Origin of the sequence: Tolypothrix sp. PCC 7712, assembly GCF_025860405.1 — a bacterium.
GTDB classification, from domain to species: domain Bacteria; phylum Cyanobacteriota; class Cyanobacteriia; order Cyanobacteriales; family Nostocaceae; genus Aulosira; species Aulosira diplosiphon.
On record NZ_CP063785.1, the window covers coordinates 8024264 to 8037503 of the forward strand.

The following is a 13240-nucleotide window of genomic DNA, read 5'->3' on the forward strand; positions in this document are numbered from 1 at the left end:
TAACATGGAAATAATTATGTACTGACTGCTCACATACCATTTGGTATCCGTTTATTTATGGAAATTCAACTAATTAATATAGGTTTTGGCAACATCGTATCTGCCAACCGCGTAGTTGCCATTGTTAGTCCAGAGTCTGCACCGATTAAGCGGATCATTACTGATGCCCGCGACAGAGGTCAGCTGATTGACGCAACCTATGGTCGGAGGACGAGAGCTGTGATTATTACCGATTCCAGCCACGTCATTTTGTCAGCGATTCAACCAGAAACTGTAGCGAATCGCTTCGTAATTTCCCGCGAACATCAAAATGTAGAAAATTAAATCAGGGTGGGCTATTAGCCCTACCCTATTTGCACCACATCGGCAGTACTATGTGAATTAGACGATATTTTATGTGACCCCTGTTACTAATTTCTTAGTCGAAAGTTACAAGTTAACAAATACTAAACTAAGAAATCCCGTCTATCGATTAATTTACAGGTTTAGCGGATGATGCAAGTTCTACCCATCCAGAGTGCTGCTACTACTAAAGAATGCCTGCCTCATGGTCGGCTGATTGTTTTAACTGGTCCCAGTGGAGTTGGCAAAGGTACTTTAATGCGTGTACTTTTGCAACGTCATCCGGAACTCTATTATTCTGTATCCATGACGACTCGTTCTCCTCGTCCTGGCGAAAGCAACGGCAAAAATTATTATTTTGTGAGCCGTAGCAAGTTTGAACAATTAGTGGCCCAAGGCGAATTCTTGGAATGGGCAGAATTTGCTGGTAATTACTACGGAACACCCCGTGAAATCGTGCTTAACCAGGTCAATTCTGGAAAGTTAGTGGTACTAGAAATTGAGTTGGAAGGAGCAAGGCAAATTCGTGCTTCTTTCCCTAGTGCCCATAGCATTTTTATCTTGCCACCTTCCTTCGATGAACTGGAAAAGCGGATACGCGGTCGCGCTCAAGATTCTGAAGAAGCGATCGCTCGTCGTCTGCGCCGCGCTCAAGAAGAAATTCAAGCAGCAGATGAATTTGATGTTCAAATCGTTAATGACGATTTTGAAACCGCTTTAAATGCGCTAGAAGCAGATTTATTCGGGTAATTTGGCATTTTTATTCCCAGCTTGAGCGCTTTCACAATTTACTAGATAAAAGGACAGATAAAACAGTCTAGCTGTTTTATCTGTCCTTGTTGGTTTTATTACAGTTAGTCGGCGCTTGATTGTCCATGCCAATTCAAGACGGTATGAACAGCCAGCAAAATACTTGGGGCATAAAGAACAGAGCATTGATATTTGTCTCATATCTCATACCCCATACCCTATGCCCCATGTTCGCTCTCTTCCGCTACAGCAATTGCTGGGATGAAAAGAGGTAAATTTAACCTACTAGGCCTTGAATTAGTTCCAAATTAATTGTTAAGAAGTAAGCAACTACTGCACCACCAATACCACCAATTAAGAAAGCACTGGCAAAGTTATTCCAGCCTTCATTGCTAGTAAAAGCATCTGGAGGATTACCAGCGGTAACGCTAGCAAGTGCTTTGGGAGGATTGCTGTGAGAATACAAAGACAAAGCAGCGGTTAGAAGTACAACCAAGCCGACTGCTCCTAGTAAGCCAGCTAAGTCAGCACTGGGTGTATTCCGCAGTGGGCCTAATTTAGCAAAGGGGCCAAAGAACCAGTAACCATGAGCCATACCAACTTCTAGCCCACGTCTAAATGGAGTGAGACCAGGACGATATGCGGGTAAGTTACCAACAAACCACTTCACTAAGGGAGAAGAATTAACTGGTGTTTCTAGGTTGCCTATTTGTGGATCGCGTCCTGCGGGAAAAACAACCTCACGATTTCTAGGATCGCTGGGATTATTTTTGGATGCATCTACTGCTTGCATATTTTATGTTGCCTCTAAATTTAGAATTGTTGGCAGTTTCATATTAATAATAATTGTATCTAACGGTGATTTTTGGCAGAGAAGTTTAGAAAAATTAATTTAGCTAATTTCAATAAATGAAACTCGCAACCTGTTGACAGCATTACGAGTTTCATTTATTGATAAACCCTATGGTAGTTATATTTTCACCCCATGAGGTTGAAGTATATAACTACAGGATATTAAGACAGAAGACAACAAATTCAAATTATGAAAATACCGTCTTCAATTTATGGTAATGGGTGAAAAAGTAAATCTGGGAAAAAGCGGTTAAATTCGATTAAAATCCCAGCTGTAATTGTTAACCAAATGGTAGCAGCTACAGGTGCCGTGGAAATAAACTTAATCAAATACGATGAGCTATCGCCTTTGTCTGCCATGAATTTAGCCTCCAAAACAAGTTAATTAATGGTGATGAATTAGCGTGGGGAAATGGGAATTTCTGTATCCTTAGCGGTTAATTCACCTGAGAGCAATTCCTTGATAGCAGAGGCAGGCCAAGCAAAGCCTGTTGCTATAATTGGTAGCGCCAAACCGAGGTCGATTTGGATTTCTTTTTGTTCAGTATCAGATGCCTTTTTGATGGCTTGTAGATAAGTACGACCTACCCAACCAATCCAACCAGCAATGTAAAGGAAGAGAATGCTGGGAATTAAAAAGTCACCTGCTTTATCGAGACGACCATCCACAATCAAGTGGGGGTAACCCTCAGGGCCACATAATTCTTGGGCATAACGCTCAAACCGTTTTTGGCCTGATTGGGGATCGGCGGTAGTATTACGGGCATTTTTTGCTAGCTCTTGAAAAGCGGGAGTGTCTGCACATGGTTTCAGATCAGCCCCCAGTGCCTTCGCAGGCGGGGCAAAATTGAACCAAAGACAAATCGCTAAAGCCAAAGCAAACAATCGTCGCATGGAGTTGTTTCCTTTTATTACAAAACAAAAAGTTTTTTGTACAAAACGAAGCGGCTTGTACAGTGTTTATTTAGATAACTAGCAAGTCATCATACTCTTGCCGGGGAACCGAGTAAAGTTTAAGTAAATAAAAGTTAAAGCTTCTCAACTAAGTTTCTATTGAGTTCTGAGTTCAGCGTGCCAACTGCCGAGTAAAATTTCGTAATATTTGAGCATATTCAAGGCTGATCACTGAACGCCAAAACCCAGGACTTTAGACTCCCCATTCAATACTCATAATTCTTGTGTCGCAATGGCAACCGTTTTAGCAATCGAAACTAGCTGTGATGAAACTGCCGTAGCAATTGTTAACAATCGTCATGTTTGTAGCAGCATCATAGCTTCTCAAATTCCCATCCATCAGCAGTATGGCGGAGTAGTACCAGAGGTAGCATCTCGCCAGCACCTAGAAACGATCAATTGGGCGATCGCGCAAGCGTTAGAGCAAAGCCAATTCAGCTGGGAGCAAATTGATGGCATAGCCGCCACCTGCGCCCCTGGACTTGTCGGCGCGCTGTTGGTAGGGTTAACTGCTGCCAAAACTTTAGCAATCATCCAAAAAAAGCCATTCTTGGGAGTTCACCATCTCGAAGGCCACATTTACGCAACTTACTTGAGCGAGCCAACTTTAAATCCCCCTTTCCTTAGCTTACTCGTTTCGGGAGGACATACAAGCTTGATTTATGTCAAGGATTGTGGTATTTACGAAACTCTGGGAGAAACCCGTGATGATGCGGCAGGAGAAGCTTTTGACAAAATAGCGCGGCTGTTAAAGCTGGGTTATCCAGGGGGGCCAGTAATTGATCAATTGGCACAGACAGGCAATCCTCAAGCCTTTGCTTTGCCAGAAGGCAAAGTTTCCCTCCCTGGCGGGGGATATCATCGCTATGACGGCAGTTTTAGCGGCTTGAAGACGGCTGTACTGCGGTTAGTGCAGCAATTAGAGAAGAATAATACTCCCATCCCTATCCCCGATGTTGCAGCCAGCTTTCAAGAAACTGTAGCGCGATCGCTTACCAAAAGAGCGATCGCCTGTGCCTTAGATTATGGACTCAGTACAATTGCTGTAGGCGGAGGTGTAGCAGCCAACAGTGGATTAAGAAAAAACTTACAAGCAGCAGCTGCCGAGCATAACTTGCGCGTCCTCTTCCCGCCCTTAAAATTTTGTACTGATAACGCTGCCATGATTGCCTGTGCTGCCGCCGAACATTTATCGCGAGGGCATACCTCTCCCCTAACGCTAGGCGTAGAATCTAGGTTATCGCTGGCTCAGGTGATGAAGTTGTATCAACAAGGTTAGTGGGCATGGGGCATTGGGCATTGGGCATTGGGCATCGGGTATAAGTTATTACTCTCCTGCTTCCTCTCCTCCCCTGCTCCCTCATCCCTAGGCTCCAACAATTGAGCTAATATGACTAGCCACCGCGTCTGGCTGTTCTAACATTGCCAAATGACCGCAATCAGGAATTTCTATCACATTGTCTCCAGAGTATTGGAATAGCTTATGAAAGCTAGCTAGGTGGCGAACATACTTGGGTTCCATAACTTTGTCATTGGTTCCCGTTAAGAAATAAACTGGCTGCTTCAGTTGGGAGACTAATTGTGGTAAGCGGTTAACTTCTTCTTCGGTGGTCGAATCTAACAGCGATCCTAAAGCTGCTTCTGGATCGGCTACGACAAAATCAATCACGCGCTGACGTGCCCAATAACGCTCTAAAGGACGCGCTACACTGGCTCTGGTAAACAGCAAATCAATCAAAGGTATTTGTGATAGCCAGCGAGGACGCATCTGTAAAAATCGCTGCCCAGCCGAACGAAACTGCTCAAAGGATTCCTTGAGATAAATACCACCACCGGCATTGATACAGATGACTCCCTGAATACAATCAGGCATTTGTGCTGCTGCCCAAAGAGCGATCGTCCCACCTAAAGAGTGGCCGATCAGCCAAGCACTGGTAATATTTAGCTGCTGCAACAGAACTGCTAAATCTTGAGCGTAGGCAGATGGAGTATATAGAGGATCGAAGCTGGAGCCAACTGGATTACTGGGAGTGGGAGGTAGATTTATAGAAATTTGTTCCCGATTAAAGTCTGTTTCTGGTTGGGACTGCGATTCGCCAAAACCCCGTAAATCGTAAGACAAGCACTGAAAATCTAATGACAGCCGCGAAATAACAGGCTGCCAGTATCCACGGCTATTTAGCCAACCGTGGATAAAAACTAAAGTATGAGGGCAAGAGGTGGGAGCTGTTAATTCGTATGCGTGGGGAACGCCCAAGATTTCGATGGTTGCCATACTTAATATCGTACCTTTAAGGGCGGGTACGACTAAATACGCAATGCTACAGGATGAAGGAGAAACGCCAAAGTAGAAAAATTTTCTCCTGCTTAATTAATAATTCTTAATTTATTTACCTAATAACCGGTGCCGGACTCCTTCAGCAATTTTGTGACCTAAATATTCGGGAATCAAGCTTTCGTTGGGGCCCAGCAAATACAGAATCAGCCTTGTACGTCCACGCCAAACTAGTAAGTTGGCGTTGACTACCAACAGGTCTTCCTGCCAGATGGCGTACATGACTTTGTAGAATAATCCCGGTTGGTTATCAGCCTCAATAACTAGGGCTGGGAGATGAAAAACCGGATCGACATAAAATTCTGTCTGTACTAAATCTAAGCCGCTATCGAGATTGAATTCTACAGCCAGCATTTCTTCTACCTCAAACCGTCCTCCTAATGCCTCGCGAATTGCTCGACAGACATTATCAGCGGTTTTTTCGGTCAAAGCTTTGCTACCGCGAGACACTAGCAGCTTGATAAAAACTAGCATCGGCGCTCGAATTTGCCCGTATAAGCTCAAACCGTGGATTGTTAGCCCATAAGCCGCCAGCACGCCAAAAATATCGCTGAGGAGAAAAGACTGGTTACGGTAGGCAAAATGTAGGGCACTTTTACTACCTTCCGGTTTCAACTCGATTACGGCGCGTCTGGTTTTATAGAGACGGTAGGCTAATCGTAGGTTTTGTAGTTGAATTTCACTACTAACAAACTGTTCATAAAACTGGGGAAACGCTCGGTTAAAGCGCTTTAGAAGTTCAAGTGTGGAAGATTTTAAACCAGAAGCCATCTTTGGTGTAAGACTCGCAAGATAAGTCAACAAGAGACTGGGGACTAGAAACTGGGGCTAGGAAAAGAGAGATTAACAATGGGCACTAAGGACTGGGTAACTCCACGAAATAAATGCGCTGGATAGAAATCAGTACGCCTCAAGTGTTGCAGTATACGGTTACCTATAATTTTTCTCCATATATATAAAGATAGGCGCTGGCGACTAATTATTTGCCCATTTCTCATACTCAGTCATTAATCCTTATATAAAATTCACTCTACTTATCTTTCCCTTTTGGTGAATTTCTCCTAGCTTTGCAACAAAATGCTAAAGTTGAAAATGATTGGTGCGAAACACGCCCTAGCAGAGTGTTGCCATTGAGCATCCGCAAAACACCAAAATAACCTTGAGTGTGAGGGATACTAGATGGTACTGGCTTTGTGAAACGTGAATCACCACTTTATTTATAGTGGTAACCAATTCAGTTATACTACCCGAACCGCGTTGGCATGGGTTTTTGGAAAACTTGGTTTAGTACTTCTGAATCTACTGCGGCAACCAGAACAGGTGCCTTTGAAGAGATGAGTGCGGATGTGATGGGCAACTCTAGCCCCAGTAGCGATCGCATCGTCTTTAGCACAGAGCGAGAGATTGACTTGTATGAACTCGAAGAACTCTGTGATGCCGTTGGTTGGTCGCGTCGTCCGTTGCGAAAAGTTAAAAAAGCTATTGAGCATAGTTTTCTCGTCGCCACCATGTGGCAGGTACGAGGAAACCAAAGGCGGCTCATTGGTTTTGCTCGCGCTACTTCCGATCATGCTTTTAATGCCACAATCTGGGATGTGGTAGTTCACCCAGACTTTCAAGGGAAAGGACTGGGGAAAGCGTTGATGAAATATGTCCTCAAAAAACTCAGAAGCGAAGAGATTAGCAATGTGACTCTCTTTGCTGACCCCCATGTAGTCGATTTTTATCGGACTATGGGTTTTATGGCCGACCCAGAAGGTATAAAAGGTATGTTCTGGTATCCTCATTAAATCTTTTAGAGAAATCACCAACTTGCCACTCTAATTTAGTTAATATAGGCAGAATCTTCTAAAAATTAGTTTTAAAGGTTTATTTGGGATGCCAGCAACTACCTTGATGGTTAAGCTTGGTTGGCGTTAATTATTATTTATGGGTGCTAAAAGCTGGTAGAATCTAGATTATTGGCAGATGCAGAAAAAAGTTAGCAAATATCTGCTAAGTCTGATATAATCAGCATAGTGCTTTGCTCATCTAGCAAATTGATTAGTAAACTTTGGTAGTTGTTCAATGCTCAAGCTACTTTTTTAGAATGCGATCACGCAACTGAAAGATAGATTCACTAACGGGATGTAGCGCAGCTTGGTAGCGCGCCTGCTTTGGGAGCAGGATGCCGCAGGTTCAAATCCTGTCATCCCGATTGGAATTAAATTCAAAAAACCGTAGTTCCATAAGTAGAGCTACGGTTTTTTAATTATTGAATAAGAAAAATCGATGATTGATTGGGGGTTTGTTTTGTCGAATATATGTGCTGCTAAATTAGATATTTTTTCGGAGAAGTGTAATTTAGCTTTGTTGCTCTTAGGCTATTGTGTGAGCGATTGTAGACTAAATTGTCAGTTTAGGAGCTAGTTATCTAGAGCCTGAATATTATACATAGCTAGATAAATTTCAGTAGATTTGAAATTAAAGGCAATTGGAACGATTCACTATATAATGTCGTCATTTATAGCAGGGTAAAGAAAATCAAATGACATTTAGCGCTGAAATAATTTGAGCAATTTATCCAGTCTGGATCGCACCATATAATAAGCATCTACGGCATTTTCTGCCCAAGAGCAAAAATAGCCTAGTTAACATTGAGTAAGCAGCATTTAAGCATCATCAATAGGTGAAGGCGATCCTGTAGCAATCCTAAATTATTGGAGAATATTACTTTTTGAGGGTTGTCTATTTACATGCAATAGATAGCAGCAATTTTTCACATTTTTAAGGGATTGCTATATAACTAAAACAAGTTGGTTTTGCAAATCCAACTGTTTGCTTGAAAGAATTAAATTGTTGACACGAGGAGTAGTCATGAAATCATTGGTTCGCTGGGGCGCAACATTAGGTCTAGTCGGCAGTACACTCCTAGGATCAGTCTTTGCAGGCAATATACCAGTGCTGGCATTGTCTGAACAGCAAATAAAAGACAAGTTAGATTCCGTACCTGTGTATTTGGTGACGAATGACAAAGGTTTACCCCTCAGCCGTCCTTTACCAGAAAACCAAAACGGACAAAAACCTGGTGGCTCAGTGACAGGAGTTTACTTGAGCAGACAAGAAGCCCAAAAATTTATCAACGATTTGCGAAATACCAAAGAAAAAGATCCGAAAATTCAAGACATGCTTAAAAGTCTCCAGGTGACAGCAGTGCCTCTGGGGGTAATTTATCAGCAATTACAACAAAGCAAAAACCAACCCAACCGTCTTTTATTTGCCTTTAAACCTGTAGATCAGGAAATCCAAGGGGCAATGGACTTGCTACGCCAAAGCGGTCAAAAAGTAGATCAATTTAAGAGTGTGCCGATTTTCGCGGTGAGATTTGCGCCAGATCAAGGATATGTACCGATTAAACTGACTGCTAACGAACAGCAGTTGATTCCTTTGTTTTTAAGTAAGCAAGACGCACAGGGTTTATTAAGCCAAGTCAAGCCAAAATATCCCAAGGCTGATATTCAGGTGATTGATGTAGACGGAGTCATTAAAACATTACAGGATAAAAACGATCCTTGGCTGAATCAAGTTGTTTTAGTGCCATCTCCAGAATCTAGAGAATATATCAAGACTCTGCCTAGAGATAATAATGCCAATGCACCCAAGGCTCCCGCGCGGAACAATACACAAGCTCCCAAGCCTCGATAACCTGAAAGCATGACGGATACACAGCCAAAAGTAATTTCTGGTTTACAACTTTGGCAGTGGCGACAGAAGGCAATTCAAGCTGCGATCGCCACAGATGTTTCAGTAGCGGAAGTTGATTGGCTGCTACAAGAGATAGCTGGTTTAGATCGCTTGGCACTTCGTTTGGAATCGTACAAAAATTGGCCTCAAATTCAACTGGAGTTGTCTTTAGAAGATTTGGATCGATTGTGGCAAAGGCGGTTACACGATCGCTTGCCAGTACAGTACATCGCAGGAGTTACACCTTGGCGACAGTTTAAAATTGCCGTATCGAGCGCAGTTTTGATTCCCCGGCCAGAAACGGAATGCTTAATTGATTTAGCTGTAACAGCAGCTGCAACTAGTGGGACTATCCCATCATTAACAAAAGGACATTGGGTGGACTTAGGTACTGGTAGTGGAGCGATCGCTCTCGGACTAGCAAGTGTCTTTCCAGAGTCAACCATTCACGCTGTGGATTACAGTCCTGAAGCTTTGGCGATCGCAGCGGCAAATGCCCAAAAATTAGGTTTTGCCAACCAAATTAGGTTTTATCAAGGTTCCTGGTGGGAGCCACTAACACCGATGAAAGGTCAGTTTAGTGGTATGGTATCGAATCCGCCTTATATTCCTACCAGTGCCTTACCTACCCTACAACCAGAAGTAATTCGCCATGAACCACATTTAGCTTTAGATGGTGGTGGTGATGGCTTAGATTGCATCCGCCATTTAATTGAAATCTCTCCTAGCTATTTACGGCCTGGTGGCGTATGGCTAATTGAGATGATGGCAGGACAGGCTGATAACGTGCGAGAAATTTTGCAAAATCACGGTAGCTATAAAAATATTCAAATTCACTCTGATTTAGAGGGAATTGAACGTTTTGCCTTAGCTTACCTTAAGGATGAAGGGTGAAAGGCGTAAAATTGGAGGTCTTAGCCTCTGATTGCTTGTTTAAGTTTGGGGTTAAAGGGAAAAGGGTAAGGGGAAAAGGTAAAGAACAGCCTTTCACCTTTCCCTTTCGCTTTTTATGAAATCCAATTCTGAGTTTGCGACACATCAATAATATTCTTGAGCGACACATCAATAATATTCTTGAGGGCAAGGCAGTGCCTTGCCCCTACTGTCGCATTTTTTTCAAAATTGGTATAAAAAATGCAAGCATTTGTACCATAGCCTCATAATATTTATGAGTTTTCATCCTTCATACTTCCGATGACACAAGTTTCTTTGGCTGAACTGGTAACTGGCGCACGTGCTGGCAATTTAGTTAGCTTTCCTACAGATACGGTTCCTGCACTAGCAACGTTACCAGAAAAAGCGGCTTTAATATTTGCAGCTAAACAGCGCAGTCAAGATAAACCGTTGATTTTAATGGCGGCTAGCGGAGCAGATTTGTGGACTTATGTGCAGGGAAGCGATCGCGAATATCAAATTTGGCAAGAATTAACAGCTAAATATTGGCCTGGGGGTCTAACTTTGGTTTTACCAGCTTCTGTTTTAGTACCAAAGGAGATGAACCCTACAGACCCTACCACAATCGGAATTAGAGTACCAGCAAGTGCGATCGCCCAACAAATTTTGGCGCAAACAGGCCCTATGGCTACCACCAGCGCTAATCTTTCTGGACAGCCACCTTTGCAGACGATGGCAGAAATTGACGCTCAGTTTCCCGAAGCTTTGACTTTAATCGCCACAGAATTTCAAACGGAAGTCTCAGCAATGGGTGTACCTTCTACAGTGGCTAAATGGACGGGGACAAGTTGGCAAATTTTGCGGCAAGGTACGATCAAGTTATAGCTGTATCAACAAGTTAGCTATCTCTTTATACTTGAAGGAAAAAGGGTAAGGGTGAAAAGGAAAGAAAAAACCTTTACCCTTTTCCCTTTCACCAAATTCAATTTGTATTACTTCTAGGTACAGTCTGGTTTAAATTGGCAACTGCCATAACTTTTTAGGGTATGGTATTTTTGTTTACCACTATTGCTCTGTCACAGTTTTTCTCACTTCTGCAAAACATCGGCAATTTTACCGTTATGAATCATGAGAACTAGGAACTTGATTTTGAGCCTTTGCGATCAAAAAATAAAGCTGAACAACTGCTAAATATTATGGATTGGATTAATTGGGTATATTTAGGATCGGGGCTGGTGTTGGGTATAAGTGTGCGGTGGTTATTTCCCAAATCTACCAACGCTAGAACTAGCACTCAGGTAATAGAAACAACACAACCACAGCATTTTCCACAGCTACAGCAAACACAACTCGCATACGAAATGGCAAAGGAGATGAGCCAGTTTAAAGCGGGTTTTTTAGCGCGGACTACCCATGAATTGCGATCGCCTCTCAATGGGTTAATTGGTTTACATCAGTTAATTTTGTCTGATTTATGCGAAAATCCAGAAGAAGAGCGAGAATTTGTAGCTCAGGCTCACGAAAGAGCGCTCAAGTTGCTCAAATTGATGGATGAAGTTCTCAATGTTGCCAGAGTTGAGCATGGAACCAATAAATTAGATATTCAACCTCTATCACTCAAAGAAGTTTTACAAGAAGTTGATAAATTAATTTATATGCTGGCGGCGAATCGTAACTTTAAGTTGCAAGTGTCGCCGCCAGATCCAGGAATTTATGTTTTGGCAGATCCTCGGTGGCTACGCCAAGTTTTAATTAGCTTAGTAGACACCAGTATTTCTCAAATGGAAGAAGGCGGAATCTCCATTTCTAGTAGTCTTTCACCTAGTAAGGATTCTGTATATATTTGGCTAGATGTGCCAACTCATACTCTACCTGGGAGCGAGTCTATAGATTTTATCAAATCGATAGATTTTTTGGATTCGCCAGACAAAGCTATTTGTAACAAAACAGAGAGTTCTACATTATCTCCAGGAATGAGGCTCTTACTCAATCAAACCTTGTTAGAAGAGATGGGAGGAAAGTTGGAAATTGTGCCATTTCCAACCAATCAAGCAGAAATTCCCGAAATTACTAGGTTGCAGGTATCTATCCCCCTCGTAATTCCTGAAGCTGAATTTCCCCAGTCGGTAGAGAATCAAGATTAGCTTGGTTATATAGCACCATAGTGGTAGTTGTATTGCGCTGAAAACCAATCTTTTCGTAGAAACCTTGCTGGTGAGTAGTCATGAGATAAACACGCTCAACCCTCATCCGAGGATGACTCAAGATAGTTTCTACTAATTTGCTTCCTAATCCCGTACCACGATAGTCTGGATGAATGACAACATCCCAAATTGTGGCGCGATAAATTCCATCGGAAGTGGCGCGAGCAAAGCCAACGAGTCGGTTTCCATCACATACAGAAATTACTGGTTCGCTGTTGCTAATCGCTATACTCAAATCTTCAATACTACGTTCTCTAGCCCAAAAGGCGCAGAGATTAAATAGCTGTTGCAGTTGTTCTAGATCAATTTCAGACTTGCGATCGCTAAATTGAATTTGAGGATAGTTCATGTACAACACCCGATTTAGCAGTATTTTGACTACCGATTATTTCAATTTTTACAGATTTTGCCACAGATGAATCTGCTATTTTTACGCTATCATCTCTAGCGATCGCACTCATGTTTTTCATTAGTGCAGCCTCGAATCACCAAAGCAAAAAAGATTTTTTGATTTTAATATAGAAATTTAAAATCAGCACTAAACGCTATTGATTTATCGAATATAAACAAAGTAAAACCAAATTAATTTCAATCCTAGACTTACCCTGATAGTAATTAATTTCAAATCAGCCAATTTTAAATTTTTGCTAGAGACTTACTCATCTTGCTCAAGAATTTTTAATCTTTAATTTCTCGCTTAGTCTGACAAACCCACTTCCATAAAGGATGACTTTGTCCCTGCTGACGGATGCGAAAAACTTGCTTTTCTAAACGTTGCTTTTCTGGTTCTGGTAGCCCTATTAAAATATTTCGACTTTGCCAAATTAAAACAGAAGCTGTCATGGCAATACAAAATGCTAAACCAATTGTAGCCAGTGGATGGTATACAAGACCGTATCGCACTGCTACCCAGGTAAAGTATTGTCTCCAAAGGGCAATTTCTGATTGTAAATTCCACAAGGAAATAGGTGCGATTGTGAGCCATAAACAAGCCACAAACAACCACCTTCCGTATACTGTCAATTGATGTAGTCTTTGGACTTGTTGCCCAAAAACTGGGTCAGAATTATCAAAATTATTGCCACTCATTGGTGGTTGTTCTGAGTGTTCCATATCCTGTAAAACTGCAAGGTTTGGGTTGTACCAAATTGGAATTTAGAATTTGATATTTTTGATTACTAACACT

At 42.1% G+C, this 13240-nt stretch carries 16 protein-coding genes and 1 tRNA gene; 9 read left to right on the forward strand and 8 right to left on the reverse strand.

Going from position 1 to position 13240, the window contains the following annotated elements; genetic code table 11:
* Positions 1–57 precede the first annotated feature (57 nt).
* Together remA and gmk are read left to right on the forward strand one after the other, a co-directional pair.
* Positions 58–324, forward strand: a complete 267-nt coding sequence (gene remA / locus HGR01_RS32635; RefSeq protein ID WP_045868126.1) for an extracellular matrix/biofilm regulator RemA — start codon at positions 58–60, stop codon at positions 322–324.
* Positions 325–492: 168 nt separating this feature from the next.
* On the forward strand, positions 493–1092 hold the full coding sequence (gene gmk / locus HGR01_RS32640; protein WP_045868125.1) for a guanylate kinase: 600 nt from the start codon (positions 493–495) through the stop codon (positions 1090–1092).
* A 277-nt stretch (positions 1093–1369) separates the two neighbouring features.
* Here gmk and HGR01_RS32645 read toward each other — a convergent pair whose 3' ends face one another.
* The 3 genes from HGR01_RS32645 to HGR01_RS32655 all read right to left on the reverse strand — a co-directional run bounded on the left by HGR01_RS32645 (position 1370) and on the right by HGR01_RS32655 (position 2838).
* Positions 1370–1885: a photosystem I reaction center protein subunit XI gene (locus HGR01_RS32645; RefSeq protein ID WP_045868124.1), complete on the reverse strand. Its 516-nt coding sequence runs from the start codon at positions 1883–1885 to the stop codon at positions 1370–1372.
* 269 nt (positions 1886–2154) lie between these two features.
* On the reverse strand, positions 2155–2304 hold the full coding sequence (gene psaJ, locus HGR01_RS32650) for a photosystem I reaction center subunit IX (protein ID WP_045868123.1): 150 nt from the start codon (positions 2302–2304) through the stop codon (positions 2155–2157).
* Positions 2305–2343: 39 nt separating this feature from the next.
* Positions 2344–2838, reverse strand: a complete 495-nt coding sequence (locus tag HGR01_RS32655; protein WP_045868122.1) for a photosystem I reaction center subunit III — start codon at positions 2836–2838, stop codon at positions 2344–2346.
* A gap of 292 nt (positions 2839–3130) precedes the next feature.
* Here HGR01_RS32655 and tsaD point away from each other — a divergent pair, with 292 nt between their 5' ends.
* The gene (gene tsaD / locus HGR01_RS32660; RefSeq protein WP_045868121.1) at positions 3131–4177 is read left to right on the forward strand and encodes a tRNA (adenosine(37)-N6)-threonylcarbamoyltransferase complex transferase subunit TsaD; all 1047 of its coding nucleotides are present in this window, start codon (positions 3131–3133) and stop codon (positions 4175–4177) included.
* 87 nt (positions 4178–4264) lie between these two features.
* Here the strand turns inward: tsaD and HGR01_RS32665 are convergent, their stop codons facing one another.
* The gene (locus tag HGR01_RS32665) at positions 4265–5173 is read right to left on the reverse strand and encodes an alpha/beta fold hydrolase (RefSeq protein ID WP_045868120.1); all 909 of its coding nucleotides are present in this window, start codon (positions 5171–5173) and stop codon (positions 4265–4267) included.
* A gap of 111 nt (positions 5174–5284) precedes the next feature.
* Positions 5285–6004: a hypothetical protein gene (locus tag HGR01_RS32670; protein ID WP_045868119.1), complete on the reverse strand. Its 720-nt coding sequence runs from the start codon at positions 6002–6004 to the stop codon at positions 5285–5287.
* Between the two features lie 491 nt (positions 6005–6495).
* Here HGR01_RS32670 and HGR01_RS32675 point away from each other — a divergent pair, with 491 nt between their 5' ends.
* The 6 genes from HGR01_RS32675 to HGR01_RS32700 all read left to right on the forward strand — a co-directional run bounded on the left by HGR01_RS32675 (position 6496) and on the right by HGR01_RS32700 (position 11994).
* A complete protein-coding gene (locus tag HGR01_RS32675) occupies positions 6496–7023 on the forward strand; it encodes a GNAT family N-acetyltransferase (RefSeq protein ID WP_045868118.1) in 528 nt (175 codons plus the stop codon).
* A gap of 333 nt (positions 7024–7356) precedes the next feature.
* A tRNA-Pro gene (locus HGR01_RS32680) sits at positions 7357–7430 on the forward strand.
* Between the two features lie 659 nt (positions 7431–8089).
* Positions 8090–8917 (forward strand): Tic22 family protein, encoded by an 828-nt coding sequence (locus HGR01_RS32685; protein WP_045868117.1) that lies wholly within the window; start codon positions 8090–8092, stop codon positions 8915–8917.
* Between the two features lie 9 nt (positions 8918–8926).
* A complete protein-coding gene (prmC, locus tag HGR01_RS32690; RefSeq protein WP_045868116.1) occupies positions 8927–9850 on the forward strand; it encodes a peptide chain release factor N(5)-glutamine methyltransferase in 924 nt (307 codons plus the stop codon).
* Between the two features lie 300 nt (positions 9851–10150).
* Complete coding sequence (locus HGR01_RS32695) at positions 10151–10735, forward strand: L-threonylcarbamoyladenylate synthase (protein ID WP_045868115.1); 585 nt, start codon at positions 10151–10153, stop codon at positions 10733–10735.
* 311 nt (positions 10736–11046) lie between these two features.
* The gene (locus HGR01_RS32700; RefSeq protein ID WP_096621910.1) at positions 11047–11994 is read left to right on the forward strand and encodes a sensor histidine kinase; all 948 of its coding nucleotides are present in this window, start codon (positions 11047–11049) and stop codon (positions 11992–11994) included.
* On the opposite strand, the gene HGR01_RS32705 is transcribed toward HGR01_RS32700, so the two are convergent.
* The 3 genes from HGR01_RS32705 to HGR01_RS32715 form a co-directional block, all read right to left on the reverse strand.
* Entirely contained in the window at positions 11936–12403 is a 468-nt protein-coding gene (locus HGR01_RS32705) for a GNAT family N-acetyltransferase (protein ID WP_045868114.1), read from the reverse strand. The genes HGR01_RS32700 and HGR01_RS32705 overlap by 59 nt on opposite strands.
* Positions 12378–12524 (reverse strand): hypothetical protein, encoded by a 147-nt coding sequence (locus HGR01_RS32710; protein WP_155538973.1) that lies wholly within the window; start codon positions 12522–12524, stop codon positions 12378–12380. Before HGR01_RS32710 ends, HGR01_RS32705 begins: the two co-directional genes overlap by 26 nt.
* Before the next feature lie 208 nt (positions 12525–12732).
* On the reverse strand, positions 12733–13167 hold the full coding sequence (locus HGR01_RS32715) for a hypothetical protein (protein ID WP_045868113.1): 435 nt from the start codon (positions 13165–13167) through the stop codon (positions 12733–12735).
* Positions 13168–13240 lie beyond the last annotated feature (73 nt).

What these genes read in the sequence shown, in the direction of transcription:
- remA (WP_045868126.1), top strand. Translation starts at nt 58, where the DNA reads ATGGAAATTCAACTAATTAATATAGGTTTTGGCAACATCGTATCTGCC.
- gmk (WP_045868125.1), top strand. Translation starts at nt 493, where the DNA reads ATGATGCAAGTTCTACCCATCCAGAGTGCTGCTACTACTAAAGAATGC.
- HGR01_RS32645 (WP_045868124.1), bottom strand. Translation starts at nt 1,885, where the DNA reads ATGCAAGCAGTAGATGCATCCAAAAATAATCCCAGCGATCCTAGAAAT.
- psaJ (WP_045868123.1), bottom strand. Translation starts at nt 2,304, where the DNA reads ATGGCAGACAAAGGCGATAGCTCATCGTATTTGATTAAGTTTATTTCC.
- HGR01_RS32655 (WP_045868122.1), bottom strand. Translation starts at nt 2,838, where the DNA reads ATGCGACGATTGTTTGCTTTGGCTTTAGCGATTTGTCTTTGGTTCAAT.
- tsaD (WP_045868121.1), top strand. Translation starts at nt 3,131, where the DNA reads ATGGCAACCGTTTTAGCAATCGAAACTAGCTGTGATGAAACTGCCGTA.
- HGR01_RS32665 (WP_045868120.1), bottom strand. Translation starts at nt 5,173, where the DNA reads ATGGCAACCATCGAAATCTTGGGCGTTCCCCACGCATACGAATTAACA.
- HGR01_RS32670 (WP_045868119.1), bottom strand. Translation starts at nt 6,004, where the DNA reads ATGGCTTCTGGTTTAAAATCTTCCACACTTGAACTTCTAAAGCGCTTT.
- HGR01_RS32675 (WP_045868118.1), top strand. Translation starts at nt 6,496, where the DNA reads ATGGGTTTTTGGAAAACTTGGTTTAGTACTTCTGAATCTACTGCGGCA.
- HGR01_RS32685 (WP_045868117.1), top strand. Translation starts at nt 8,090, where the DNA reads ATGAAATCATTGGTTCGCTGGGGCGCAACATTAGGTCTAGTCGGCAGT.
- prmC (WP_045868116.1), top strand. Translation starts at nt 8,927, where the DNA reads ATGACGGATACACAGCCAAAAGTAATTTCTGGTTTACAACTTTGGCAG.
- HGR01_RS32695 (WP_045868115.1), top strand. Translation starts at nt 10,151, where the DNA reads ATGACACAAGTTTCTTTGGCTGAACTGGTAACTGGCGCACGTGCTGGC.
- HGR01_RS32700 (WP_096621910.1), top strand. Translation starts at nt 11,047, where the DNA reads ATGGATTGGATTAATTGGGTATATTTAGGATCGGGGCTGGTGTTGGGT.
- HGR01_RS32705 (WP_045868114.1), bottom strand. Translation starts at nt 12,403, where the DNA reads ATGAACTATCCTCAAATTCAATTTAGCGATCGCAAGTCTGAAATTGAT.
- HGR01_RS32710 (WP_155538973.1), bottom strand. Translation starts at nt 12,524, where the DNA reads ATGAAAAACATGAGTGCGATCGCTAGAGATGATAGCGTAAAAATAGCA.
- HGR01_RS32715 (WP_045868113.1), bottom strand. Translation starts at nt 13,167, where the DNA reads ATGGAACACTCAGAACAACCACCAATGAGTGGCAATAATTTTGATAAT.